22 protein-coding genes and 3 pseudogenes are annotated in these 24,523 nt (G+C 52.4%); 12 read left to right on the forward strand and 13 right to left on the reverse strand.

From position 1 onward, the window contains the following. Nucleotides 1-303: 303 nt before the first annotated feature. Nucleotides 304-870, forward strand: a complete 567-nt coding sequence (locus COO59_RS17870) for a VOC family protein (RefSeq protein ID WP_103061084.1) — start codon at nt 304-306, stop codon at nt 868-870. Here the strand turns inward: COO59_RS17870 and COO59_RS17875 are convergent. Further along, a complete protein-coding gene (locus tag COO59_RS17875) occupies nt 867-2,015 on the reverse strand; it encodes a MalY/PatB family protein (RefSeq protein ID WP_103061085.1) in 1,149 nt (382 codons plus the stop codon). The genes COO59_RS17870 and COO59_RS17875 overlap by 4 nt on opposite strands. An 86-nt stretch (nt 2,016-2,101) precedes the next feature. Between COO59_RS17875 and cutC the strand changes: the two genes are divergently transcribed. Beyond that, nucleotides 2,102-2,854 (forward strand): copper homeostasis protein CutC, encoded by a 753-nt coding sequence (gene cutC, locus COO59_RS17880; RefSeq protein ID WP_103061086.1) that lies wholly within the window; start codon nt 2,102-2,104, stop codon nt 2,852-2,854. A gap of 363 nt (nt 2,855-3,217) precedes the next feature. Further along, entirely contained in the window at nt 3,218-3,667 is a 450-nt protein-coding gene (locus COO59_RS17885; RefSeq protein WP_133158621.1) for a hypothetical protein, read from the forward strand. Between the two features lie 356 nt (nt 3,668-4,023). Here COO59_RS17885 and COO59_RS17890 read toward each other — a convergent pair whose 3' ends face one another. The 6 genes from COO59_RS17890 to COO59_RS17915 all read right to left on the reverse strand — a co-directional run bounded on the left by COO59_RS17890 (nt 4,024) and on the right by COO59_RS17915 (nt 12,266). Next, entirely contained in the window at nt 4,024-5,178 is a 1,155-nt protein-coding gene (locus COO59_RS17890; protein ID WP_103061088.1) for an iron-containing alcohol dehydrogenase, read from the reverse strand. 129 nt (nt 5,179-5,307) lie between these two features. After that, nucleotides 5,308-5,883 carry a glycerol-3-phosphate responsive antiterminator gene (locus COO59_RS17895; protein ID WP_103061089.1) on the reverse strand — a complete coding sequence of 192 codons (576 nt, stop codon included), beginning with the start codon at nt 5,881-5,883 and terminating at the stop codon, nt 5,308-5,310. After that, nucleotides 5,880-7,442, reverse strand: a complete 1,563-nt coding sequence (locus tag COO59_RS17900) for an FAD-binding oxidoreductase (RefSeq protein ID WP_103061090.1) — start codon at nt 7,440-7,442, stop codon at nt 5,880-5,882. Before COO59_RS17900 ends, COO59_RS17895 begins: the two co-directional genes overlap by 4 nt. Then, a complete protein-coding gene (locus COO59_RS17905; protein ID WP_103061091.1) occupies nt 7,439-9,118 on the reverse strand; it encodes a glycerol-3-phosphate dehydrogenase/oxidase in 1,680 nt (559 codons plus the stop codon). The genes COO59_RS17900 and COO59_RS17905 overlap by 4 nt, the downstream gene beginning before the upstream one ends. Nucleotides 9,119-9,126: 8 nt before the next feature. Further along, nucleotides 9,127-10,656: an FGGY family carbohydrate kinase gene (locus tag COO59_RS17910; RefSeq protein WP_103061092.1), complete on the reverse strand. Its 1,530-nt coding sequence runs from the start codon at nt 10,654-10,656 to the stop codon at nt 9,127-9,129. Next, a complete protein-coding gene (locus COO59_RS17915) occupies nt 10,653-12,266 on the reverse strand; it encodes an MFS transporter (protein WP_240614156.1) in 1,614 nt (537 codons plus the stop codon). Before COO59_RS17915 ends, COO59_RS17910 begins: the two co-directional genes overlap by 4 nt. Nucleotides 12,267-12,559: 293 nt before the next feature. Here COO59_RS17915 and COO59_RS17920 point away from each other — a divergent pair. Further along, nucleotides 12,560-12,954, forward strand: a pseudogene (locus tag COO59_RS17920) (transposase); the annotation flags it as partial. Nucleotides 12,955-13,853: 899 nt separating this feature from the next. On the opposite strand, the gene COO59_RS17925 reads toward COO59_RS17920, so the two are convergent. Next, nucleotides 13,854-14,492: a LexA family transcriptional regulator gene (locus tag COO59_RS17925; RefSeq protein ID WP_240614157.1), complete on the reverse strand. Its 639-nt coding sequence runs from the start codon at nt 14,490-14,492 to the stop codon at nt 13,854-13,856. A 133-nt stretch (nt 14,493-14,625) separates the two neighbouring features. Between COO59_RS17925 and COO59_RS17930 the strand changes: the two genes are divergently transcribed. The 4 genes from COO59_RS17930 (at nt 14,626) to COO59_RS17945 (ending at nt 18,403) form a co-directional block, all read left to right on the forward strand. After that, a complete protein-coding gene (locus COO59_RS17930; RefSeq protein ID WP_103061094.1) occupies nt 14,626-15,096 on the forward strand; it encodes a glycoside hydrolase family protein in 471 nt (156 codons plus the stop codon). Next, the gene (locus tag COO59_RS17935) at nt 15,093-15,377 is read left to right on the forward strand and encodes a DUF7940 domain-containing protein (RefSeq protein WP_205960889.1); all 285 of its coding nucleotides are present in this window, start codon (nt 15,093-15,095) and stop codon (nt 15,375-15,377) included. The genes COO59_RS17930 and COO59_RS17935 overlap by 4 nt, the downstream gene beginning before the upstream one ends. 143 nt (nt 15,378-15,520) lie before the next feature. After that, nucleotides 15,521-17,200, forward strand: coding sequence for a right-handed parallel beta-helix repeat-containing protein (locus tag COO59_RS17940; protein ID WP_103061095.1), 1,680 nt, complete (start codon nt 15,521-15,523; stop codon nt 17,198-17,200). Between the two features lie 357 nt (nt 17,201-17,557). Continuing rightward, nucleotides 17,558-18,403: a hypothetical protein gene (locus COO59_RS17945; protein ID WP_103061096.1), complete on the forward strand. Its 846-nt coding sequence runs from the start codon at nt 17,558-17,560 to the stop codon at nt 18,401-18,403. A 76-nt stretch (nt 18,404-18,479) separates the two neighbouring features. Here COO59_RS17945 and cmoB read toward each other — a convergent pair whose 3' ends face one another. Further along, on the reverse strand, nt 18,480-19,448 hold the full coding sequence (gene cmoB / locus COO59_RS17950) for a tRNA 5-methoxyuridine(34)/uridine 5-oxyacetic acid(34) synthase CmoB (protein WP_103061097.1): 969 nt from the start codon (nt 19,446-19,448) through the stop codon (nt 18,480-18,482). Further along, nucleotides 19,445-20,185: a carboxy-S-adenosyl-L-methionine synthase CmoA gene (gene cmoA / locus COO59_RS17955; protein WP_103061098.1), complete on the reverse strand. Its 741-nt coding sequence runs from the start codon at nt 20,183-20,185 to the stop codon at nt 19,445-19,447. Before cmoA ends, cmoB begins: the two co-directional genes overlap by 4 nt. A gap of 262 nt (nt 20,186-20,447) precedes the next feature. On the opposite strand from cmoA, the gene COO59_RS17960 reads away from it, so the two are divergent. Together COO59_RS17960 and COO59_RS17965 are read left to right on the forward strand one after the other, a co-directional pair. After that, nucleotides 20,448-21,044 (forward strand): type IV secretion protein Rhs, encoded by a 597-nt coding sequence (locus COO59_RS17960; RefSeq protein WP_240614158.1) that lies wholly within the window; start codon nt 20,448-20,450, stop codon nt 21,042-21,044. A 2-nt stretch (nt 21,045-21,046) separates the two neighbouring features. Beyond that, a complete protein-coding gene (locus COO59_RS17965) occupies nt 21,047-21,460 on the forward strand; it encodes a putative T6SS immunity periplasmic lipoprotein (RefSeq protein WP_103061099.1) in 414 nt (137 codons plus the stop codon). Here the strand turns inward: COO59_RS17965 and COO59_RS21750 are convergent. Then, a pseudogene (locus tag COO59_RS21750) lies at nt 21,457-21,591 on the reverse strand (DUF72 domain-containing protein); the annotation flags it as partial. The gene COO59_RS17965 and the pseudogene COO59_RS21750 sit on opposite strands and share 4 nt — an antisense overlap. Before the next feature lie 27 nt (nt 21,592-21,618). Here COO59_RS21750 and COO59_RS21340 point away from each other — a divergent pair. Further along, nucleotides 21,619-22,047: a hypothetical protein gene (locus tag COO59_RS21340; RefSeq protein ID WP_240614159.1), complete on the forward strand. Its 429-nt coding sequence runs from the start codon at nt 21,619-21,621 to the stop codon at nt 22,045-22,047. Nucleotides 22,048-22,374: 327 nt separating this feature from the next. Beyond that, on the forward strand, nt 22,375-22,785 hold the full coding sequence (locus COO59_RS17975; RefSeq protein ID WP_103061100.1) for a putative T6SS immunity periplasmic lipoprotein: 411 nt from the start codon (nt 22,375-22,377) through the stop codon (nt 22,783-22,785). A gap of 3 nt (nt 22,786-22,788) precedes the next feature. Here the strand turns inward: COO59_RS17975 and COO59_RS17980 are convergent. After that, nucleotides 22,789-23,609 (reverse strand): annotated as a pseudogene (locus COO59_RS17980) (DUF72 domain-containing protein). A gap of 109 nt (nt 23,610-23,718) precedes the next feature. After that, nucleotides 23,719-24,282, reverse strand: coding sequence for a hydrolase (locus COO59_RS17985; protein ID WP_103061101.1), 564 nt, complete (start codon nt 24,280-24,282; stop codon nt 23,719-23,721). Between the last annotated feature and the right edge of the window lie 241 nt (nt 24,283-24,523).

A 24,523-nucleotide genomic window follows, 5' to 3' on the forward strand; every position in this document is an offset into this window, starting at 1 on the left:
TTCCTTGTGTGATGGTTCGGGTAAATCTATAAGAAAGGCTTGGTAGCCGCAATTGCGCACCCGGCCAATTAGGATTTACCTTAAACTATCTGTAAACATAATTAAAAACATAACGTTAATAATGATTTTATAAAATATTTTGTGGTCCTGTACCGTGCTAAACTGGACATTAATACGGTAATTTACTTCAATTTAGCTGAAATTTTAGCTCAGGGCGTCATTTTTACAACTATAAATGGTCTTGCAAAAGTGCTCATAAAGCAATCAATGTTTAATGAAACTGTATAAAAATGGGGTGTAATTGTGCCATTCAGGAATAATCTGGAAGCGCTATCCGACCTGGCAAACGATCTGCCGCGTTTTGAAAAATCGTTAATGAATTTGGCGGAAAAGTTGGGTTTAGTACTGGAAAATCTCGACGCCGACCATATTTCGGTGCGCTGCCATCAAATTGCAACAGCGGAGCGCTGGAAGCAAGGTTTGATGCAGGTTGGCCAGTTGTTTTCAGAAAAAATGATTAATGACAGACCGATTTGTCTGTTTCAACTGGACGAGCCGCTGAGCGTAGGACCGTGGCGGATAGAGGTGGTGGAGCTGCCGTGGCCGGGCAATAAACTGTATCGCCATGAAGGGTGGGAGCATGTTGAGATCGTTCTGCGTGGCGATCCGGCAACGCTGGGCGCCAGGGCAATGGCATTGTTATCCGATAGCGGCCTGCTGCAGCCAGGCATTTCGTTTAAAACCAGCGCGCCGCAGGGCGAAGGCGAGCGTTTGCCTAATCCAACGCTGGCCGTTACCGACGGGCAAATCACCATTAAATTCCATCCCTGGAGTTTGCAGGAGATCGTCGCCAGCGAGCAGGACAGTTAAGCATTTGCGGCGGCGACCGCGCGTTCCAGACGCGCCACCGCCTCTTCCAGCGTGGCACGCGTGCAGCCGAAATTAAAACGCACAAAGCCATCGTCGCCGAATTCCCGGCCCGGTGAGAAACCCAGGCCGTGCTTTTCAAACCAGAGCGCCGGGCTGGCGACGTTGGGTAAATGGGCGGAAATCCAGGCCAGATAGGTGGCTTCCGGCGGTGCGACGCTCAAACCCGGCAGCGCGTTAACGCGTTCACACAGCCAGTTACGATGGCGGCGTAAATAATCAAGCTGCGCGTCCAGCCAGGGCTGGCCGTCACGCCAGGCGGCGGTGGCGGCGGTCAGCGCCAGGATATCCACCGACGGAACCAGGCCGCGACGTGCCTCTTTAAAACGCTGGCGCAGGGCTTTATTCGGAATAATCGCCAGCGACGCGCCCAGGCCGGCGATATTAAAGGTTTTGGATGGTGAAATTAATGTCACCGAGCGCTGGGCGGCGTCTTCGCTAAGCGTAGCGAAAGGAATATGCGTTAAGCCCGGCTCCAGAATCAGATCGCAGTGGATTTCATCAGAACAGACGATCAAATCGTGGCGCTGAGCAAACCGCAGCTGCGCCATTAATTCTTCGCGGCGGTAAACCGTGCCGCCGGGATTATGCGGATTGCACAGCATCAGCAATTTTTCATCTCCGCTTAGCTGCACCTCCGCTGCCGCCAGGTCCATTATCCAGCGCTCATTTTCCAGGCGCATTTGCAGATTAATTTGGCGGCGCTGAGCCCAGGAGGCCGCCAGCCTGAACGGGGGATAAATGGGCGTAGGGGCAAGGGTGCCTTCGCCGGATGAGGTAAAAGCGCGTACGCACAGATTCAGGCCGGCAACCACACCGGGTAAAAATACTAACCAGTCCGCCTCAATCTGCCAGTTATAGCGCGTCGCCATACGCTCAATAACGATGTCGATCAACTCACTGGGCTCGCTGCCATAACCGAATACGCCATGCTCCACTCGCGCATGCAGCGCCTCGATAACCGCCGGCGGCGAGCGAAAATCAGTATCTGCTACCCACAGCGGCAAAATGTCGCGGTCGCCATATTTTCGCCATTTGAGACTATCGCTGTGATGGCGGTCTATCCATTGGTCGAAATTGAATGCCATGATTAAGATTCTCTTTATACTGCCCTGCTCACTGAGCCTAACTGAGAATCAGAAAACCAGCCAGCGGTCATTAACAGGAGGATGAAATGGTTAAACTGGAAGTCTGCTGCTACGGAATTGACTGTGCGGTTAATGCCCAAAAGGCGGGCGCCGACCGGATTGAACTTTGCGCCGCGCCGAAAGAGGGCGGTTTAACGCCGTCCGCAGGCATGTTGCAGGCGGCGCGCGAACAGCTTCATATACCGGTCCACCCTATTGTTCGTCCGCGCGGCGGCGATTTTTGCTATAGCGACCGTGAATTTGCCACGATGAAATCGGATGTGGCGTTAATTCGTGAACTGGGTTTTCCCGGCGTTGTGCTCGGTATGCTTGATGAAGATGCTTATATAGACATCAACAGGATGGAAGAGGTTATGTCGCTGTGTGGCGACATGCAGGTGACCTTCCATCGCGCTTTCGATCTTTGTCATAGTCCGAAACGTACGCTGGAAACATTGACCGGGCTGGGCGTTGCGCGCATTCTGACATCAGGCCAGCAGCAAAATGCTGAGAATGGAATTGTCTTGTTAAAGGAACTTACTGAGTTAAGTAAAGGTCCAATTATTATGGCTGGCGCGGGCGTCAGGTTAAGCAATCTGCAAAAGTTTCTGGATGCCGGAATTCGTGAGCTACACAGCTCCGCCAGCCATCTGGTTTCTTCCCCGATGCGCTACCGTAAAGCCGGCGTTTCCATGAGTTCGGATGTCGAGACTGATGAATTCAGCCGTCAATGTGTTGACGGCGAGATGGTAGAGGCGATGAAAAGTATCATGCAGATGAATGTTGTTCGGGTTGCCTGAGCCATAACAGTTTTTGCCGCACAGCACGCCGTTCCTCAGACGTGATGTTTGCAAGTACCAAACCCCAGCACTTTGTTGGGGTTTTTTTTGCTTAAATCATTAGGTAAACATTCCCTCTCTCACGCGAGGCGTTAGCCCGATCGCCGCGCTTTTTTGCTCATCAATCATAACAACCTGCTGTAAGCGCAGGGCTTTCTGCTGCGCACTTATCCTTATCCCTGTTTGTCGATTTCACAACCTCATAAAGTATCGATAAGAATATTCTCGATTTTTTTACTAAAATTCTTATATAATTTTTCATTGTTACTGAAGTTTTGTAGATACGGCAAGATTTCGCTTGAGAGAGAATTAGGGTAAAGGCCTATGAAAAACAGGAAGTTAACGGCACTTTTCGCAGTTATGATACTGGCTTTAGCAGGTTGTAATGAGAAAGAAGGCGTAACGTTTGTTAAAAACCCAGATAAAGAGGGTGAATCATTAACACCACCTGCCTGGGCCGCTATTGCACGCAGTGATATTCAAAGCGGTTTGGCGATGAGTCTGTTTAGCGCCACCTGTAAATTGCTTTATCGTGATGAGCTCTGGTTTGTTGGGTGCAGGCCAAAGAAAGAGGAAGCATCGTTTATGCTCTATTCTATTCGGCAGGATAAAGCATCGAATGAAAGTTCTGTCGTTACCGCGCTTAACGACCAGGCAAAACAGTACGCTCATCAGAACCTTATGCTGCGTCAGATTATCATTGCCGATACGCAACATGCTGCGCCTCATCCAGAACGCTTAAAACAAGATTTTGAAGCGCAGTCCGGGATATAAAAGGCTACCCTTTTAATCCTGCGGGCTGACAGATGAACGGCAGTGCGGTGTTGCATCTGCCTTTGTGTCGCACTGTCCGTGTAGTGGTTCACCGAATCTGGCCTCCTCATCCACTTAATAAGCGAAGCGTCACAGGGACTCAGGCTGCAATAAATGTTTGTCCCAGTCCTGTCACGCGCTGGGCTATCGAGCGATCAACGCCGCGCTTAATATCAAATAGCAACGCATATTTGCATTACAGGCGGCGGGTCTCCTCGTTTCTGCCCACAGAGGCCGCAACCGTCTGTATGAAGGTTGCGGCCTGCGGAGAGGGGAGCCTGGCCGGAGCAGTCACGAGTAATTGACGTTCATGAGAATTACAAAACCTGTTGATACAAACGAAGAGCATCCTCTTCTCTAACTTTCACGGGATTGTTGATAAGTAACCGGGTCTGCTGCATCGCGTCTTTGGCCAGCATGGGCAGGTGGGCGGCCGCAATACCGACGTCGCGCAAACGCTGTGGGGCACCGCTGGCGGTAATTATTCGGGTCAGTTCAGCAATAAACCGCTGAGTGTCCTCCTGCACATCGCCGCTGGTGGGTAACCCAATAGCCGAGGCCAATTCGGCATAAAGCGGAGCGGCAGCAGGTGCATTGTAATGCAATACCGGGATCAGCATCAGGGCATTAGACAATCCGTGGGGTACGTGGAAATGGCCGCCCAGCGGGTAGGCTAAGGCGTGCACCGCAGCGACGGGCGCATTGGCAAAGGCTTGTCCTGCCAGCAGCGCGCCAAGCAGTACCGCTTCACGCGCCTGGCGATTTTCACCATCGTGGCAAACCAGCAGCAGGTTACGGCTGATGAGGCGCAGCGCTTCGCGGGCCAGCGCGTCGGAAATCGGATTCTTTTTATGCGCGCTGGTATAAGCCTCGATAGCATGCACCATTGCGTCGATCCCCGCCGCGGCGGTGTGGATGGATGGCAGGCCCAGCGTCAACTCTGCATCCAGTAACACCATGTCAGCATATAGCTGCGGAGCCACGACGCCCATTTTACTATTTTCCCGGGTGGTGAGGATGGCGATGTTCGTTACTTCGGACCCGGTGCCTGCGGTGGTGGGGATCTGCAGCAAGGGCAGGCGGGAACCGTTTACCTTGTCAATCCCGTATAAGTCGTTGAGCGTCTGCCGCGAAGAGGCAAGGACGGCGGCAATTTTTGCGACGTCCAGCGACGATCCGCCGCCAAGGCCGATGACCATATCGCACCGTTGCTCCCGCGCCAGTTCTGCGGCTTCCTCAGCGAGCAATGCGGGCGGATCGGCGACAACATCCGTATAACGAACAACCGTATACCCTGAGGAGGCAAGCGAGGCCTCAACCGGGGCCAGCAGGCCAGCTTTAACCAACCCAGAGTCAGTCACCAGTAAAATACGCTGCGCCTTAAAATGCTGCCCGACGATCTCTCCCAGGCGTGCGGCTCCTTGCCATTCAACGAGCAGCGTGCCGACGGTAGAAAAGCTAAACGCGTTCATGGGGCGGCTCCTGGCGGGTGGCCTCCGCCAGAGAATGCAGGGCGTGGGCGACGCGGTCGGCTTCATTCTGGAGAGTGTAATAGTGGGCGATGACTTGTAGCTGTTGGGTCATAATTATCCTCCGGTTAATTAGCGTGAAAGCGCGACGTTCCACAACGCGCTATCGCTACTGGATATTGCCGTTGCCCCGTGAGCAAGCGCGGTGCGGATCTGCTCTTCATTACCGACAAAACCTGATGCCACAATAGGCGGCAAACGCTGTCGGTCATTCCTGGAAAGCAGTGGCAGCATCGGTGCAGGCATTAGCTGAACGTAATCAGGCTCGCTTTGTTCCAGCGCGTGCAGGCTACGTAGCCAGGTTGAGCGATCGGTGACAAATATTTTTTGCATGGTGACCAGTCCGCTCTTTTTAGCGCGCTGTACGGTTTGCAGGCGCGTGGAGAGCAAGCCCATAGCGCCAGATTCCGCGATATAATCTATCCCGCCTTTGTCCTGCGATAACCCATTACAGCTGTCGATGTTAACGATAACGTATTTATCAGCCTTCCCCAGCAGCGTAATGACCGGGTGCAGCTTAATCAGATCGATATTGGCGATAATGCAAACATGCGCCCGACTGGAGAGCGCAGTTTTTAACTGATCGATACCGTAGATAGCCATAATGACCGGGTGGCGTGCGAGCTGCGCGCCGAGGTTCTTAATCATGGGCGACCTACCGGATGTGAAGAAATCTCATCGCTTAATCCGAGCTTCCCTGGATTGAGAATGCCGTGCGGGTCCAGCGCCTTTTTAATGTCGGCTATGACATTCAATGCTTCACCGAGCGAATCTTGCATATAAGGGGAACGTAATAACCCTACGCCATGATGATGGCTGAGAGAGGCGTTGTGGCGGATCAACACCGCATTCGCCGCATCCCAGGCGGCACGATACCAGTCAGCACGCTCTTCAACGGCAATATCGCCGCGCAGTGAAAAATAGAGACAGGCACCGTCAACATAAGCATGTGACTGATGAGCTGACCCCGCAAGCGTACCGGGGACCGCATTGATGGCGGCTACCACTTCGTTATATATTGACGCTAAATCACGCCAGCGGCCAATCATCTCCAGCGTATCGGCGACCAGCCCAGGACTACGTTTAAAGCCTTCGGCGCTTTTCCCTGTAAGGTAGCGGGTATCCAGCCAGCGTTCAAAAATAGCATCGCTTTCCAGCGGTTCGCCATTTTGCTGCTGGCACACGCGTGCAGAGATAGCGAGAGTCGCATCAACCAACTCTGGCTCGCCTTCATCCGCAATCAGCAAGACATTGGTATCAGGCAGACCGAATTGCACGCCGCTTTCCAGATTGTCATACAGGCGAAGCGCCGCGGGTGTTGCGCCATGCTGCAGGATATGGCGGCACGCCTCCAGACCCTCCGCAAAGCTGGCAAATCCCCAGGCGATCGCCCTGCCATAATCCGGTAAGCGGTGCAGCTTCAGGCGAACGCGGACGATAACGCCCAGCGTCCCCTCAGAACCGATAAACAGCTGTTGCAGATCGGGGCCGGTGGCGCTGCGTGGCGCGCCGCCAACGGAGATAAGCCTGCCGTCCGCGAGTACCACATCCATGCCGTAAACCATCTCTTCAATTTTGCCGTACCGGGTTGAAAGCTGCCCCGCGCCGCGGCACGCCACCCAACCGCCGACGGTGCTGATACCGAAAGAAGAGGGCCAGTGTCCCATGGTCATGCCGTACTCTTGTTGAATCGTCTGTTCGAAAATATCGCCGAACATCCCGGCTTCCACTTCGACAATCTGGCTTTGGGGATCAAAATCGATTAGCTGATTAAGGTCACAAACATCAAGTACAATTCCGCCGCGAACCGGTAACGCGGCGCCGGTCACGTTGCTGCGCCCGGCGGAGACGGTCAGCGGGATCCGGTTGTCGTTGGCGATGCGCATGATTGCTTGTATCTGGGGCACGCTTGAGACACGGACAATCACGGCATGCGGCGTCGGCGGGCGACCCTGCGTTTCGCCGATCATTGATGCGGCCCACCAGTCGCGAGTCCAGGCGATAACCTCTTCCGGCGTGGTCATTACGGCATCGGCCTGCGCGCGTAGCTGTACGAGTACGGATTCAGGGATCTTAACAGGATCACGTTGTAATCCGGCGCCCTGGTATTCTGGCGTACTTTTCCCAGCCCAGGCGGGAGGAGTATGTGCGCCGACGAGGTAGTTACCACGGTTATAGCCACGTTTAATTGCTTCTTTGCTGATCATTCTGAAGTCCCCATAAGAACGGATTTTTCATGTTTAACGGCGGCCCGGTAAAGGGCGATTTGTTTGGCAATCACCGACGGGGCGAGATTGAGTTCCTGTTGCAATAATTCGCCGACTCGCTGCGCCGCTTCCGCCGAGGCGTCCCGCGCCATCAGACGAGCACGTAGTCGCCGGGAGAGAATGTCGTCAATGCTGCAGGCCAGCTCATGACGGATGGCGTACACGACTTCTGCTTCGGTATAGGGCAATCCGGTGATAATGGGCGTTTGTAAGGCAGGATTAGCGTCGATGATGTCGCTGACGAAACGCGCTTCGGCACCGTAGCGCTCACCGAGATGGGCAGAAAGCCCTCCTGAAGCGAGAATGGCCTGCGGATCGTAGCCGGCGGCGCCTAATAAAAATGCGCTTTTCGTGGAGCAGGCCTGTTTCCTGCCGAGGATCTTGCTGACGACATCGACCGTTTGCTCCGCCATGTGTCGGGAGGTGGTGAGCTTGCCGCCAACAATCGTCACCAGGCCGTCTGGCGCAACGTTGATATTATGATTACGTTTCATCTCGACGGTCTTCCCGCCGGCGTTACCTACCAGCGGGCGGCAGCCGGCGATGCTGCCAACCACATCTTGCGGCGTGAGCTGCGTTTTTAACGCGGAATTAGCCCCTTCGAGAAGGAAATCCAGCTCTTCACGGGTGCAGCACATGTCATCAAGATCGCCGTCATAATCTTCATCGGTGGTGCCAAGATAGGAGACGTTGCCCCAGCGGGTAATCGTGGCGCGGCGTTTTCGTCCGGCGACGGGAATAGTCACCGTGCAGTCATTGCGGATTTTTATCCAGGGAATGGCCACATGGACGCCTTTTGCCGGGCGGATCTGCAGCGGCGACGGCGTCTCTTTTTTCTGTCCATCCCAGTCTCGCAACCACACGCCGGTGGCCATCACTACCACGCGGGCTTTGACCTGAATTTCACGGTCGTCAGCGTGAACGATCGCGCCATTCACTTTGCCGTGTCCGTCGCGGGTGGTTTCTGTCACTCTGGCATGATTGGCGACGACCGCCTCGTGAAAGGCGGCGGTGCGCACCAGCGTCAGGGTTAGTCTGGCGTCATCAACCCTGGCGTCAAAATACATAAAGCCGCCGGAAAGCTGCTCTTCTTTAAGGGTCGGGCAGTGGGAGAGTACCTCCGCTGGCGTCAGCTTCTGGTGCAAAATGCCTTCCCGCCAACCTCCGGCCAGATCGTAGGTCCACAGCAGGCTTTCGAAAGCGGAGGCCAGGCGTTTATCAAAGACGCCATTTTTATCCAGCACGGGAAACATAAACGGCAGCCGCTGGACCAGGTGGCGGGCGTTTCGCCGCAGGCGCTGACGCTCCAGAAGCGAATGCCGCACCAGGCCGAGATTACCCTGTTCGATATAGCGTAAACCGCCATGTACCATTTTTGACGATTTTGACGATGTGCCTGAGGCGAAGTCGCTCTTTTCCACTAAGGCGACGCGGTAGCCGCGCAGGCTGGCATCCAGGGCGGTATAAGCGCCGGTAACGCCGCCGCCGACGATCAAAATATCAAATGTTTCGCTGGCCAGCCTTGCTAACTGTTCATCACGCTGCAGGCGTAACGGCTGGGTGTCGAACATTTCACTGCGTGACTTATTCGGTTTACGGGACGGAAAAAACTTCATCGATGCCTTTACTCCTGGTTAGGTAATGGGGAAGCGACTGCGGCCAGCTCTTGCGCGATCCGCTGCTGCCAGCGCGCGCGCTGCTCCTGACGTTGCGCACCATTGATAGCGGGAGTAAAACGCCGGGCGATTTGTAAGGTCTGGCAGGCATCAGCCAGCGAATCCCATAACAGCCCGTCGCAACCAGCAAGAAATGCCGCTCCCCGCAGGCTGGCGCGGGCGGTTTCCGCCATGCGCAGAACCGGGATACCGCTGAGATCGGCCTGAATTTGCATCAGGGCATCGCTATTGGACATGCCGCCGCCAACCACTAATTCGTCGACGCTAAGGCCGGTGGCTTGTTCATTGGCGTGAATACAGCCGGCAACCGAGTGGGCGATCCCTTCAACGATAGCGCGGGCAATCTGCTCGCGGCTGCTGGAGATCGAGATGCCGGTGAGCGAGGCGCGAGCTTCTGGCTGGAGGTGGGGGACGCGCAGGCCGGTCAGGGCCGGAATAAAGCTGACCCCACCGGATGTGCTGGCCCTGGCAGCCAGCGCGCTAATCTGCTCTGCATTGTCAAACCAGCCGAGCTTCTCACAGATCCAATTGAGGGCTGAGCCGGTCGTTGGTACAAACGTTTCGGCGGAATAGTGCGCCACGCCGTGCTGGCGGCGAGCGGTCATCACCAGCGTACTCTCACAGGCCTGCTGCAGCGTTGGAACCTGCTCCCCAACCAGTAAATCGACAAAGCTGCCGGTACCGTGCATACAGAGCGATTGCCCGCGAGCAATGCATCCCAGCCCAACGGCGCCGGCAAACTGATCGCCCATACAGGCGAGGATGGGAACGGCTATCCCCAGCCGGGATTGGCGCGTTGTGCCCAGGGAGCCAGCATCATCGACGAGTGCCGGTAACAGCTGAGGCGGGAAGCCGAGAGCCTCCAGCCACGGCTCATAGTAGCCGTGTTCCGCTAACAGATAGGCACCGGCCGAGGTGGCATTGGTCGGCGTGGATAAACAGCGCTGTTCATCGCTCAGGTGCCAAAGCAGCCAGCTGTCAACGGTACCGAACAGCAATCTTCCCGCGCGGTGAGCGGCGCTGACTGCCGGGGTTTCAGCGAGGTGGCGGGCGGCCCACAAATAGGGGGAGCGAATCCCTACCGGGCGCCCGGTTCGGGCAAGCAGTTTGCTATCCCATTCGGCAGCCAGTTCACCTAAATGCGACGCATAGCGCGAATCTTGCCAGACCATCGCGGGAACCAGCGCTTTACCGGTTTCACCATCCCAGAGAATCGCCGTGGATCGCTGAGTGGCGATCGCCAGCGCCTGAATTCGCATATTCAGCTCTTGCGCCCTGGCGATGGTCTGCCGACAAACCTTCAGGGTTACTTCCAGAATTTCATTGGCGTCTTGTTCCACCACGCCGTGGCGTGGGCTTACCACACGCAAGGGGTGATACTCCAGGCATTGCACCTGGCCGTCCGCGGTGACGACCGCCGCACGGGTGCCGGAAGTTCCTTCGTCAATAGACAGAATGGCATTCTGCGGATAATTCATTTTGTACCTCTTGCGGTTTCCTGCACGCCTGGCGTTAGGGAAGAGTCCGTGTTATTTCCGAATTGCGGGGCTCCAGGCTCGTTATCCGGCTGAATAGTGGTACGGGTGGGGTCCCAGGTGATAACAAAGCAGACAATACTGGCGACCAGAGGGACCACTGACATGATCAGAAACGTGGTCTGCAGACCGTACTGTTCGCGAAAGAGAGGGAAGATAAAGAGACCGAGCGCGGCGCCGATGGCTCCCAGGGCACCGACGATGCCGTTGGCGCCTGCGCGCAATTCGCTGCGAAACGAGAGCGATGACAGGCTTTTCCCATTGGCGCCAGGGCCGCCGGAGTGAAACAGAATAAACAGCGCAGGTACCGTCAATGAGGCCCAAAGCGGCATGGTATCGCTGTACATCCCCAGCGTTAGCAGCACCAGAAAGGCGATAGCAAAACCGATGGCGGAGGAGCGGCGCAGTCCTAAACGGCGACCAATAAGCGGGGATAAAAAGCCGCCGATTACGCCGAAAATGTTAAAGAAAAGCGAACCAAGGGTGGCATAAACGAAGTTTTTACCAAACAGGCTGGCGCTGATAACCGGGAGATACCATCCCACGCCGAAATATTGAATGGACTGGCAGATTTGTACTACTGAGGCCAGGATTGTGCGCGGTAAATAAACCCCACGGAAAATAAGCAGAACGTTTTTAATTCCTTTTCTGGCTTCGCCAGTAACCGGTATTTGTTCAGCGGTTGGGGCAAGAGAAAAACGGTCGCCATATATTTTCTGCAATGCGTTAATGGCTTCCGCCAGCCGGGATTTACGCGCTAACCACACCGGACTTTCTACCAGGTAACGCATTTGCAATAGTAAAATAATAATGCCGCACAGCGCCGTTACGGCAATAGAATAACGCCAGATAGTGTCGCCGACATGCCATGAATAAAAGAGCAGGGCAAGTACCAGGTTCAGGCAAACGGCCACGTACCAGACGCCTTGCCAGGTATTCAGGCGGCTCTTTAAGCGAGCTGGTGTAAACTCGGCCAGCATCGCCATCGCCACGGCGAAATCCATACCGTAAGCAATGCCGACGAAGAACCGCCCGGTGATTATGATACTGAAATCAGGAGAAAAAGTGACAAGCAAGGCGCCGACGACGGCACTCATCTTCGCCAGGATAAGCGGGGTAACGCGCCCCCAGCGGTCGGCAATCCAACCACCGACGGGATTAAAGACAATTGCCACCCAGGAAGAGAATGAAGTTAGTAAGGCTATTTCCGTCGCGCTCAGTTGGAGATCCCGCGTCATCGGATTTAAACCAGCGCTTAAAGCTGAATTAGAGAAGGCGTCTAAAAATAAACCACCGAGGGCCAGCCACCAAATAATACCGGCCTTACCTGCGATATTCGGCTGTGAATCGATAAATTGAATAATATCGTCAATGCCGCGAATCTTCTTTTTTGCTGAATTTTGGTAAACAGACATAGCGGTCCTCTTTGCAATATTCGAAAGAAGGCCGCTACATAGAGAAAAGACAATGAGAGACCATCTTAATGATTGACAGATAGTCTCTAATCTAAAATCTGCAGGATGAATGTTAGAGGGTGGGTACGAAGGAGTCAAAACAGATCATCTGGTTTTGCTTAAATTTGTGATTTGTGGCTCATTTGTTAAGTTCTGGTTATAAAGTGGCGGTTTTTGTAGTGATTAAAGCAATGAATACGATTGCGTAAACGACCAGCATTTTGTTTATAGCTCCGACTTATCGGAGATGTTTCAGGTAATGCATTCAACTTTCTGTCTGAGCATATGATGATTTTGGCAGGATGCTCTGGCGGTGTAACCATTCCGCATAATGGCGCTATTCACTTTTCGTGATCTTCCGGCTGACTCACAATGGCGCAAAGAAGATTGCTATGCGCAAAGCCCGTGTTACCGATCAGCAGATTATTACCGACCTGAAGTCCGTCGAGGCTGACAGAATGGTGAAAGAGATCTGCCGCGAAGCCGGACATTCCGTAGCCAGTGACTGTAACTGGAAGGCTAAATATGGCGGGATGGAAGCCAGTGATATTAAGAAGATTAAAGATCTGGCAGATGAAAACCGCGGTCTGAAGCAGATGTTCGCCGTCAAGGAAAACAGCGTCTGCCAGTACGTAATGCTGCGCCGCTCGCTTCTCCGGCAGCACTGAATCAGAGCTGGACGATAGATTTTATGCATAATGCGCTGACCTGCGAACGGCGTTTTCGCACCTTCAATGTGATGGGTAACGTTAACCGGGAAGCGCTGCCAATCTCAACTTTCCTGAATCCTTCCCGAACGGTTTACACCGGCAGAACGAACCGCGTGCGTCTTTTTTCAGACCCGCTTTAAGACGTATTTTAAAGAATAAAATATTTGCTATTAGATTTAATACGTTTTGGCCCTTTGTTAATAACTTAAAACTGCAGCAAATTTAACTAAATGAGCGCGATCACACTTCCCACATTGATTACCAATGCTAACCACACAAGACAGTCCCGCCTGACGATAACGTTACGTTGCCGAATAAATTCTCATTTCTTTAACTACTTGAAAAATAAAAATATTTTAAAATTTATGCTGTTTTCTTCTGCAATGAAGATTTTTTTCTAAAGCCAGGCTAAAACGTTGTTGCTTGTTTATTTATTGGTAATCTTTTGAATTTGTTTGATTTTTTATGGATGGCTAAGTTGTGTAAGGTGGAAAAGGAAATTTTTTTTCACCTTTACATAAAAATTTTCAGGTGCATTTTTATCCCTCGTTACCGTTAAGCTTGTTTAATCATTAAACATGGAAAAATGATTAGCTGGCACGAAGTTAGCGCACCGCAGACCCTGCTAAAGCACCTGTCAATGCTACGTTTTGCTATCGAAACCTCTCACGATTGAGTCCATTTTTTTCAGGTAGCAAACTTGACAGTTTTTTAATAGCTAATAGTATTTTTAATAACAAAGGTTATGAAGTGTGGTGAATGTGTTAACCGCCTCGTCAGCGAACTAATAAGCCGCATTCATGCTTCATAGGCGTGTTGAAGCATAGTTGAACCCGGAGCGGCGCTCAGGCGCCGATGGGAAGTTAGATAACTGACGGGCTGCGTAGCTGAAGAGGTTCGCCATGATTTATGTCTTATATCGTGTCGCCGGTGGGCAGTATTGCGAGTTCACCTTACCGGATGATGATGTGGCGGCTTACCGGCGCAAATCACGGATTAAAAACATAGCGACGCCGATGAGTTCGGCGGAGGAGGAGAGTTCTACTGCTGGTAAGCGTGGATCATCCACGGTTAAAAAGCCGTTAGATGGACTTTCGAGATAGCGATAGACGCTGATGCGCTCATTGACACGAGCGATCACCAGGTCGCCTGATTCAGGCGGAATATCAGTATCAATAATCACGATACTGCCCGCGGTGGCTTCAGCACAACCGCTGTTTCGATCTATCAAATAGGCTCGCCAGGTTTTTTTGGCGCGGACGCCATTAGGCGTGGTAACGGTCTCGCTGGTTTTACCTGCCAGCGTCCAGACAGGGACGTCACTGGCCACGGGAGTATGTGAAAAACCTTCTCTGCCTGAAGGTCCCTGCATCTCTCCCTGACCTTTGGCCAGCCATTCGACATTGACGTTGAGTGCGGCCGCGATGTCGACCAGCTTGCGCGATCCAGCGGCCTGACCTTTGGTCAGACGCCAGATAGTAGGCTGGGAAACGCCGGATGCTTTGGCTAAAGCACCCTGAGTCATTCCGGCCATGTTCATCGCTATATTGAGCCGCGTAGCAAGAGAATCTGTTTTCATAAACGAAAATTTATAGCGCGCCGTATTGTTCGTCAAACACGCTTTGCTATGGCCTGTTTCGATACGTTTTGTTATGGGTTCAAGCATTATACATAACAGAATGAAAACCACCAATGTGGCAGAGCCAATTTTTAACAAGGTCACGGGTAAGTTGGAAAAGGAGTGGGTTATGAGCGAAATAACAAAAATACTTAAATTTGAAGAAGGTTATCGGGCAAAGCCTTATATCGATACAGAAGGTTACCCAACCGTGGCTTATGGCATCAAAATTGGGCCGCGTGGCTGCCCAATCGATAATTATACCTTCACGATGCCGGAGGTAGTGGGGAGCGTGTGGCTGGAAACTTTGTTAAGCAATAACAGGTTACAGATGAACGCCGTGCCAGGCATTGTCGATGCGCTGCGACACTGCAACGAACCGCGTAGCGATATTTTATACAGTATGGCATGGCAGTTGGGAGTGGGAGGTCTGGCAGGATTCAAGAATATGCTGGCCCTGATTTCTCAGGAAAATTTTACCGCGGCGGCCAGCAGTATGCTGATGAGTAAGTGGGCTCGGCAATCGCCTAACCGGGCAAAGCGCCATGCTGAGGTAATGCGTAGTGGCAGTTATGACAGTTACAGAGGAGTAATTATATGACGATGAAAATTCGACTGGTTAAGGATTGGCCCGACTGGTGGCGCTGGCATTCTACGAAAGCGCTGGTGGTACTGGGCGTGCTGCCAACCATTTGGCTGGAAATGCCGGCTGACTGGAAAGCAATGATTCCGTCTCAATGGCTACAGGTTGCTTCATTCGTCGTTATGCTGCTGGGAATGCTTTCACGTATTACCAGGCAGAAAGCGCCAGCTGGAACAAATACGCCAACTGGAACAAATACGCCAACTGAGGCAGAGGATAATAATACGCCGCAAAGTTAATTAATATGCACCAGGGCTAAATAATAAAAACGGCAAAAAATAATTCCGTAATAAAAGCGGAAAGGGATTTCCGTAACCTGAATTTATGTACTGAACATATTTAACAAGGACAAAACCCTTATTTTTCATTCCGGAGGTTCATCATGGCTTTAACTACATCGTCCCAAAATATTGCTGCAACCAGTGCAACTGATTATAAAACTGATAATACCGCCGCCTTTCAGGCGCTGCTTAAAAAAGAAAAACATGTCATTATCGATACCGTTATCAATCTTTCTGCACAGGTTAAAACTGCCTTTGAAGGGCAGATTATCGAAGGAACGGAGACGGGTGAAGTCCGGCCGATAGGCACCACTATGAGCGGCCGTTCGATGATTGTTTTAAGTTTTACCCGTTGCGAGGTACGCAACCTGAAATCAACTAACCCGCTCCTGCTGCAAAGTAACGCCACAGATGGCGGCCGTCAGGGTACGATAGATATTCAGGCGGATTTTTGCGTAGTCGAAGGCTGTACCATGATTAATCAGGTGAACGCGGTGATTGCCGGTTCCGTCCAGCGGGCCCACGGTTCACGCATTATCAACAATAACTTCCTTGACTGTCTTGGCGTGGGCCTGGAAGATCGCGGCGATGCGGTCAGCATCTGGGGCTCCGGTACGGTAATCGCGAATAACTACGCTTCCTGTAAGGCGGGTACCGATGGTCGTATTGCGTTCCATGCCGAAGCGCCGGTGACCTCTAATACCGGGCGTGCGCAGTTTGATGCCCAGCACACGATTATGGCGAATAACTTTGCCTACGGTCCGTTCCGTCGTCACTTTGTCATGGAAGGGATTACCAACGGCTCATCAATTGGTAACGTTTCTATCGGCGGCGCAACCTGGTGGGGCGAAGCTTATATTATGTGTACCAACGTTCTGGTAGAAAACACCATTAAATATACCCGTAGCGCGACCGATCTGCAGGGCGCGACCTGGGGACCAAAACGTGGCGCTGTTTGCGTACAGAATTGGTCATATAATGTGAGCATCCGCTCAACGGTGGTAATGGATGAGGGATCGGTAGGTGATGGCTTTATTCTCGACCGTTCAACAACGGTAAAAGGAGAGCATCGCCTGACGTTACAGCTATCGATGCTTAATAAAGGCAGCGAAAAAAACAACGCCTTTAATCTGGTGCCAGCGGAAGATTTGCATCTGAATAACTGTTATGCCACTGGCTTTGCCCGCTTCCTGCAAACTTCTACCAGCGATTATAATACTATGCTGATAACCGGTTGCCGGTACCGGGGTAATGGTACCGCCAGCGGCGTCCTTGTGCAGGGCGGAACAGGAGGGACGATGTCTATTAACCACAGCATTATTGATGTGGGTAGCAATGATTATGCAATGAGCCTGTTTAATTTGGCCAAAATTCATATTACCAGTACCGGTTATTCGGCAGGGCTGGTTGCCGTAAGCATGCGTGATATTAGCGAGAAGTTTGTTATGAGTAACTGTTATAACCTTGATTCTTCTAAACCGCTAAGCCTGCGTTATGGTAAAACCAACAGCTCTGGTGGATCGTCTGTCGCATCGGAAGGGGATGTGCCGGAAATTGAATGGCTGTTCAATGAGAATGACGGTATCACCTGTGGATTCGTCTATTCCCAGACGCAGCTTAAAACAGCGACGGCGACGGTTAATACCACTGGTAAAACGATGGGTAAAATCGTGCTGGGCTACAGCGCCGATAAGAAACTGCGTTATTATTACGCAACGGGGGGAGATGCTAAGTCCGCCTGGGTAACCTTTGACTATGCTGATACAGTAACACCAGCATGATTCGGCGGGCCTTCCATTCTGGGTGGAAGGCCCATTTTAATAAAAACCCATAGCACTGCCTTTCAGTAAGTCACAAATATTCTGCTAATTTCCCCTGCCGCATTAAGATCCGGTTTTAGCTGTAGTTTATTTAACAGACGAGCTAAACCGCTTTGTTTTTATCCGGTCAGCGCTATCAGGTGTTTTCAATTGATGAGTTACTATTTTTTCCTCTGGTAGACTATTTTATTACTGTGACACGGGCGAGAAAGCGACCGCGTCATGGACTCGGTAACGCCAGCCTGGCCTTAAACCTTCCGCCGCTGTCGCAAGGTGCGTTAATGCCAGCGTCCCGTCGTCTTACCACAGGAATTGATGATGAAGTCTGGTTATCTGGCATTTCTTACTGGCGTTGTTAGCCTGACTTGCTGCAGCCTGAGCATGGCGGCGGAAACCTGCCGCAGCATTCCTGACGCGATAAAACAGAGTAACAGCGTTATTCTGCTGGGTGGCACAGCGAAAGGTAAGATTAAACAACTGGTTATGGGCGAGTTTGGCAAAAATGTCAATTCGCAAAAGCGCGTTCTAGGTCAGTTTGACCGCTGCGGCCAGCTTATCGTCGCGGATATTAGCTATGACAAAAATGATCAGAATAGCGTGCTGGCTATGGTGCAGCATATTTCTCGCGTCAGCCACGGCTGGCTGGCTGAATATCAAATTTCCATAAAAGTGCAAAAAGAGGATGCTCTGGTTGAGGTGAATAACAAGCGGGGCAATATCAGCTATATGGTGGGAACCAAAGGCAATATCATCAGCGCCAGCGACAGCTTCATGCTGATGGGAAAGAAAGGTTTCACCGAGACGACCTATGATTATGATAAACAGCTGCGTCTGAGCAACAGCACTTCGCGCGGATCGGATGCGCTCACTAACGGTGAATACCGTTATCGCTGGAACAAAACGGGGTTGCTGCTGGGCAGCAGCTCGGCACAAAGTCAGGAAAGTTATACCTACGATAATCAACAGCGCGAGCTGGGGATGCGAATGGTCAACGCCACCAGCAACGGCAGCGTTATCACGCTGGATGAATGCCAGAGCTGGGATAAAACGGGCAACTGTACCCTGAGCTATTCGCATGAAACAGAGACCGCCGGGCAGGAAACCCTACAGCGTCAGCTGGGTACGGCATATCGCTTTGAATATTGGGATGGCGAGGCGGAATAGGCGCTGAGGCGTTGGGATGGGCGACGCAGCGTTAAAGGAAAGGGCACCCTGGAGATGGATGCCCTTCAACGCGAGATTAAGGCTTACGCGCCACCAGCACGGCGCGCAAAGGCGCAGGGTAGCCTTCCAGCGTTTTGCTGTTGTCGCCAGGGTCCAGAAAGTCGGCCAACGATTCGGTGGTCATCCAGTCGGTACGGCGCTGTTCTTCAGTAGTGGTGCGGGAAAAATCCACGATGCGTACATCAACAAAGCCGCATTTCTCCAGCCAGCGGGCCAGTGCCGCAGCCGATGGAATAAACCAGACGTTGCGCATTTGCGCATAGCGTTCCCCCGGCACCAGCACATCATGCTCATCGCCCTCAATAACCAGCGTTTCCAGTACCAGTTCGCCGCCGCTCACCAGCTGATTTTTTAGCTGATAGAGATGATCGAGCGGGGAGCGGCGATGATACAGCACGCCCATCGAAAAGACGGTATCAAAGGCCTTCAGCTCCGGCAGTTGTTCAATGCCGACCGGCAGCAGATGCGCCCGCCGATCGTTGCCAAGCAGCTTGCGTACCGCCTCAAACTGACAGAGGAACAGCTGAGTGGGATCGATACCCACTACCAGATTTGCGCCCGCGCCGATCATCCGCCACATGTGGTAACCACTGCCGCAGCCGACATCCAGCACGGTGCGATCGGTCAGCGGCGAAATATGCGGCAGCACGCGATCCCACTTCCAGTCGGAGCGCCATTCGGTATCAATAACGGTGCCGTAAAGCGAATAAGGGCCTTTGCGCCATGGCATCAGGGCGCGCAGCAGCTTTTCGATGCCCTGACGCTGGCGATCGCTAAGCTCATCGCTGTCGGCGGTTACGCTGTGCTGCAAATCGAGATGCTGCGGCGTCAGCTGCGGCAGATTATCTACCGCTTTGGTCCAGTTGCGGAAATGGCCGTGCAAATTTTCACGCTGCCAGGCGGCAAGCTGTGCAGGCAGCACTTCAAGCCAGCTGGCCAGCGGGCCCTGGGCGATAAGCTGATAAAAATTGCCGAAATCGATCATGCCGTACCCGCTTTTAAAGCCACCAGCGAACCAAAGTTAAAGCACTGGAACCAGAGTTCGCTGTGCTGAAAGCCGGCCTGGCGCAGGCGCGCCTTATGCGTTTCAACCGAGTCGGTCAGCATCACGTTTTCCAGCATGCTGCGCTTCTGGCTAATTTCCAGCTCGCTGTAGCCGTTGGCACGCTTGAAGTCGTGATGCATGTTAAACAGCAGCTCGCCCACTTCTGCATTTTCAAAGCTGAATTTTTCCGACAGCACCAGCGCGCCGCCAGGATTCAGGCCTTGATAAATGCGCTCCAGCAGCGTCAGGCGATCCTCAGGCTCCAGGAACTGCAGGGTAAAGTTCAGCACCACCATTGAGGCGTTTTCAATATTGATAGCGCGAATATCGGCTTCGATAACCTCAACCGGCGTGCTGGCGCGAAAGGCATCGATATGACGACGGCAGCGTTCAACCATCGCCGGAGAGTTATCAACCGCAATGATTTTACAGCCATCCGCCTGTAGCGAACGGCGTACGGAAAGCGTGGCGGCGCCCAGCGAACAGCCTAAATCGTAAACCCGGGTATTGGGCTTAACAAAGCGTTCGGCCAGCATGCCGATCATAGAGATGATATTGGAATAACCCGGCACCGAGCGCTGGATCATATCCGGGAAAACTTCAGCTACGCGCTCGTCAAACGTCCAGTCGCCCAGTTTATCAATAGGCGCGGAGAACAGCGTATCTCGATTAGACATAGGGGTAAATCCGGTCAACTACGGAAAGGGCGTTATTTTGGCAGAAAGCGCGGCGCGCTGCATCTTTTGTCGCGTGGGTCCACACCGGCTAAGGCAACGGCCTGGCGAATCAGGGACGGGGCGCTTATCAAGAACGGTCTCAAACACCTGTGATTACGGTGTCGGGCGCAGATTGTTTTTTGTTCGCCTTTATACTGTGTTGCTGCTGGCGCGTTTTAGTTCTGCTGCTTAGACCTGCAAGTAGGGCAGGTAGATTAAGCACATGCATAACGGCGCAAAAGGAGAGGTTGGGCTAAAGGAAACGGCAACGATGAAGAGGGCTAAAGAAGGGACGCTGCGTTTATTAACGCTGGAAGAGATTGCGCTGGCGCATAGCATTTTTGGTGGCTCGATAGATTACGCACGCGTGTGGATCCACTGCGACAGCTATTTGCCTTTTGGTTTACAAAGAAGGGATACGGCGATGTCGCCTAACGGGGAGATTTGGTTTCGGAAAGAACTCTATCAACCAAATTTTGCCGCAATTCAGGCGCCTGCATCGACAAAACATCTTTTTATTCATGAAATGATGCATGTTTGGCAATATCAACGGAGGATGTGGGTCAGAGCAAGAGGGTTTTTTAGCTGGGCTGCTAACTATACCTATCAGCTTGATGGTAGGCCTTTATTACAGTATTCACTTGAACAGCAAGCCCAAATCGTTGCCGATTATTTTATACTCTATACCTTTGGTTATAAGGTATGGGATCTGCTCAGAAAACAAACTTATCCTGTCGTTACTTATCAGGGCAATATTGATCGCTTAATACTACTTTCACAATATCAAAAAACCATCTACACAGCTGTGAAAAAAGGCTAACTATGCGCGGTATAAAATCACTATTTATCATTACAGCCGTTACGTTGTTAACCGCTTGCGAAGGAAAAACGCTTGATCTTTATCGGGCAAAGGTAACAACCATAAATGATAAAGTTTGTGTGTTAATTGAGGCGAAAGACAATGAGTATTTAAACCTCATTGAAATCACTTCTTCTGATAGCGCGCAAAACACCTTCAGAAAATTTTATTCAGTCGATGATAAAGCCATACCGCTTTCTCGTAACCAGTGTGTTCCTCTGTTTGATTATCCCTTCAAAGAGGGCCTGGCTTACGGTGTTTCGATCGGTACGTTTATTAAACCAGCAGCAAAGATGAACGGCAGAAATTTCATTGCTACTTTTGCTCTCTATCGCACCGGCGGTAAACTCGAAGCGACCCGCGTTTATAATAATTAAAACAGCGATGTTTGCTGCGGCCAGGCTGGCGGCGCGCCGACCTGCGGCAGACGCGGCCACAGCATTTGCACCAGATTCAGTACCTCGCCAATATCCGGCGTATGAATAAACAGCCACGGCGTTCCCCAGAGTACAGCCGCACCGGCTCAGGCACCGGCATGGCGAACAAGAAACCGGGAGATATGCAAACGGTCTCAAAAACCAGTGATTACGGCGTCGGGCGCAGATTGTTTTTTGTGCGCTTTTATGCTGTGTCGCTGCTGGCGCGTTGTAGTTCTGCTGCTTATACCCTGAAGTATGGCAGGGATATTAAGGAAACGCATAAAGGCCAGAATGGATATTTCAGGCTAAAGGAAACGGCAACGATGAAGAGGGCTAAAGAAGGGACGCTGCGTTTAATAACGCTGGAAGAGATCGCGCTGGCGCATAGCATTTTTGGCGGCTCGATAGATTACGCACGCGTGTGGATCCACTGCGACAGCTATTTGCCTTTTGGCTTACAGCAACGGTTAACAGCGATGTCGCCTAATGGAGAGATTTGGTTTCGGAAAGAACTCTATTCTGATAATTTTGCTAAAGAAGGCTGATGTCAGAGATCGGCACCTTTTCATACATGAAATGATGCATGTCTGGCAGCATCAAAAGCATATGTGGGTGAGAACGCGTGGTTTATTTAGCTGGGCGGCTGATTATAGTTATCAGCTCGATGGCAGACCTTTAATAAGTTACTCCCTGGAACAGCAGGCGCAGATTGTGGCTGATTATTATGTGCTGCGCACGTATGGATATAAAGAATGGGATACTCAAAGAAGAAGAGCGACTCCACTCGTCACCTTACGGGGAGAGATCCACCGTGATAAGTTAATCTCTGTTTACCAAAAAACCATATTTTCCAACTCATCCAAGGATTGTCAATGAACTGGATACGGTTAATTTATCTCACTGTTAGTCTGGTGGGGCTGACTGCCTGTGAATCATCTATTCTGGATATTTACCCTGCCAACGTTATAACGGTGGGAGAAAATGTTTGCGTATTGATTGCAGCAGAGGAAAATGAATTCCTTAATGGTATTCAGATTGTCGAGGCAGGGCAGGAAAAAGAGGCCTGGCGTAAATATTTTGATTATCAAACCACGAAAGATCCCATTCGACTTTATCCTGACCGATGCGTACCCGATTTTGGCTACGCCTGGCAAACGGGAAAAGCCTATAGTTTTCTTACAGAAACCTTTTATCGGGATAAGGAAAAAGTGGGCGGCAGAAATTTCACCGCTACTTTTACCCTCTATCGCGTCGATGGCAAACTAATGGCGACCCGGATATAAAAACTAGAACAGCGATGTCTGCTGCGGCCAGGCTGGCGCGCGCCAACCTGCGGCAATGCCTGTTGCAGACGCGGCCACAGCGTTTGCACCAGATTCAGTACCTCGCCAATATCCGGCGTATGAATAAACAGCCACGGCGTTCCCTTCGCCTGCCAGTCGGGCAGCTTATTAAGCCAGTCGTCGAACCACACGCGATTTTCCTGCGGTGATTCACTACCGATAAAACGCACCATCGGATCGCTGGCGGTCATAATAGCGTGCGGCGGCACCTTCGGTTTTTTCGCTTTGGCATCCAGCGTTGCGGGCGTGACGGCGGCAGAGGCGTGAACCGGGCGGCTGTCGAGGATCACGCGGTTAACGCCGCGCTGGTGCAGGCCTCTATTCAGCGCGCGCTCCGCTTCGCCCTTGGCGAAAAAAGCCGGATGACGCACTTCAACGCCATAGCGGAAGGCGGCAGGCAGGCCATCGAGAAACGCCCACAGCGCCGTCAGGGAATCAGGGCCAAAAGCGGCGGGCAGCTGCAGCCAGTATTGTCCAATGCGGGCGCTAAGCGGGTCCAGCGTGCGGAAAAAGGTAGCCAGCAGATCGTCGCAGTCGCGCAGCGCGGCCTGGTGGCTGATGGTCGCCGGGAATTTAAAGCAGAAGCGAAAATCATCGCTGGTCATATCATGCCAGCGCAGCACCACTTCCGCTTTCGGCAGCGCATAAAGCGTGGTATTGCCTTCAACGCAGTTAAAATAGCGGGCATAATCGGCCAGCGTTTCCAGCCCATAGCGTTTCCAGTGCGGATGTTGCCACTGCGGCAAACCAAGACGAAATGTCATAATGCTCCCGTAACGAAGAGCCCTCGATAAATAAACCCGCGCCGCGGGCGCAAAAAGCGGTTAATCCGTCGGCTTCAGTAGCGGACGGGGCAGCCCCGTCCACTTCAGGTTACAGCGCGGCGATAATCTCATCGCTACGCCGGATTTTTGCGATGCGCGGGAAAATCCACTCCAGACTGCTGTTGTGCTGTTCCTGGCTGCCGGCGCTGCAAATATCTTCGGCAATCACCAGATTGAAGCCTAGTTCCCAGGCGTTGCGTGCGGTAGATTCTACGCCAATATTGGTGGAAATGCCGCCCAGTACGATAGTGTCAATGCCGCGACGGCGCAGCTGCAGCTCCAGATCGGTGCCGTAAAACGCCCCCCACTGATGCTTAACCACTTCAATATCGCCTGACTGGACGCCCAGCGCAGGCGGATAATTCCACCAGTTTTCCGGCAGCGCGCCATGCATCATGGCTGCATCGACTTCCTGCTTCGGCGCATCAGCGAAATCAGGCGCCCAGCCAACGCGCACCAGCACCACCGGCGCGTTAACGGCACGGAATTTTTCCGCCAGCCTGGCCGCGCCTTCCACTACCTGCTGCGCGCTGTGCGGTCCACCGGCAAAAGGCAGAATACCTTCCTGCAGATCGATTAAAACCAGCGCGGTTGATGTTGGGTTGAATTTCATATTGCTCTCCGCAAACAGACAAAAGGATTAGCCTACGTGACTCGCCAGCGTGCAGGCGAGCAGAAAAATGTCGTTAATCCATGAATTTTGTGAATTTCTATGTGCGCGGCGCTAACATTAGCCAACGGGGAATAACAAATGAGCACGCTTTCTGCTCTGCACGCCGTTCCCCCTTATCGTGCCTCGCTTTTTACATTATAATGCCTGCCTTTTTGCGGCAGCGTCTGCCTGACGGTTATCC

Source organism: Mixta theicola (assembly GCF_002895925.1).
Lineage (GTDB): Bacteria > Pseudomonadota > Gammaproteobacteria > Enterobacterales > Enterobacteriaceae > Mixta > Mixta theicola.

Coding starts and splice junctions, on each gene's coding strand:
- COO59_RS17935 (WP_205960889.1), top strand. CDS start 15,093: ATGACGATGAAAATTCGACTGGTTAAGGATTGGCCCGACTGGTGGCGC.
- COO59_RS17900 (WP_103061090.1), bottom strand. CDS start 7,442: ATGATCAGCAAAGAAGCAATTAAACGTGGCTATAACCGTGGTAACTAC.
- COO59_RS17945 (WP_103061096.1), top strand. CDS start 17,558: ATGAAGTCTGGTTATCTGGCATTTCTTACTGGCGTTGTTAGCCTGACT.
- COO59_RS17985 (WP_103061101.1), bottom strand. CDS start 24,282: ATGAAATTCAACCCAACATCAACCGCGCTGGTTTTAATCGATCTGCAG.
- COO59_RS17875 (WP_103061085.1), bottom strand. CDS start 2,015: ATGGCATTCAATTTCGACCAATGGATAGACCGCCATCACAGCGATAGT.
- COO59_RS17890 (WP_103061088.1), bottom strand. CDS start 5,178: ATGAACGCGTTTAGCTTTTCTACCGTCGGCACGCTGCTCGTTGAATGG.
- COO59_RS21340 (WP_240614159.1), top strand. CDS start 21,619: ATGGCGAACAAGAAACCGGGAGATATGCAAACGGTCTCAAAAACCAGT.
- COO59_RS17895 (WP_103061089.1), bottom strand. CDS start 5,883: ATGATTAAGAACCTCGGCGCGCAGCTCGCACGCCACCCGGTCATTATG.
- COO59_RS17885 (WP_133158621.1), top strand. CDS start 3,218: ATGAAAAACAGGAAGTTAACGGCACTTTTCGCAGTTATGATACTGGCT.
- COO59_RS17940 (WP_103061095.1), top strand. CDS start 15,521: ATGGCTTTAACTACATCGTCCCAAAATATTGCTGCAACCAGTGCAACT.
- cmoA (WP_103061098.1), bottom strand. CDS start 20,185: ATGTCTAATCGAGATACGCTGTTCTCCGCGCCTATTGATAAACTGGGC.
- cutC (WP_103061086.1), top strand. CDS start 2,102: ATGGTTAAACTGGAAGTCTGCTGCTACGGAATTGACTGTGCGGTTAAT.
- COO59_RS17910 (WP_103061092.1), bottom strand. CDS start 10,656: ATGAATTATCCGCAGAATGCCATTCTGTCTATTGACGAAGGAACTTCC.
- cmoB (WP_103061097.1), bottom strand. CDS start 19,448: ATGATCGATTTCGGCAATTTTTATCAGCTTATCGCCCAGGGCCCGCTG.
- COO59_RS17965 (WP_103061099.1), top strand. CDS start 21,047: ATGCGCGGTATAAAATCACTATTTATCATTACAGCCGTTACGTTGTTA.
- COO59_RS17960 (WP_240614158.1), top strand. CDS start 20,448: ATGCATAACGGCGCAAAAGGAGAGGTTGGGCTAAAGGAAACGGCAACG.
- COO59_RS17930 (WP_103061094.1), top strand. CDS start 14,626: ATGAGCGAAATAACAAAAATACTTAAATTTGAAGAAGGTTATCGGGCA.
- COO59_RS17975 (WP_103061100.1), top strand. CDS start 22,375: ATGAACTGGATACGGTTAATTTATCTCACTGTTAGTCTGGTGGGGCTG.
- COO59_RS17905 (WP_103061091.1), bottom strand. CDS start 9,118: ATGAAGTTTTTTCCGTCCCGTAAACCGAATAAGTCACGCAGTGAAATG.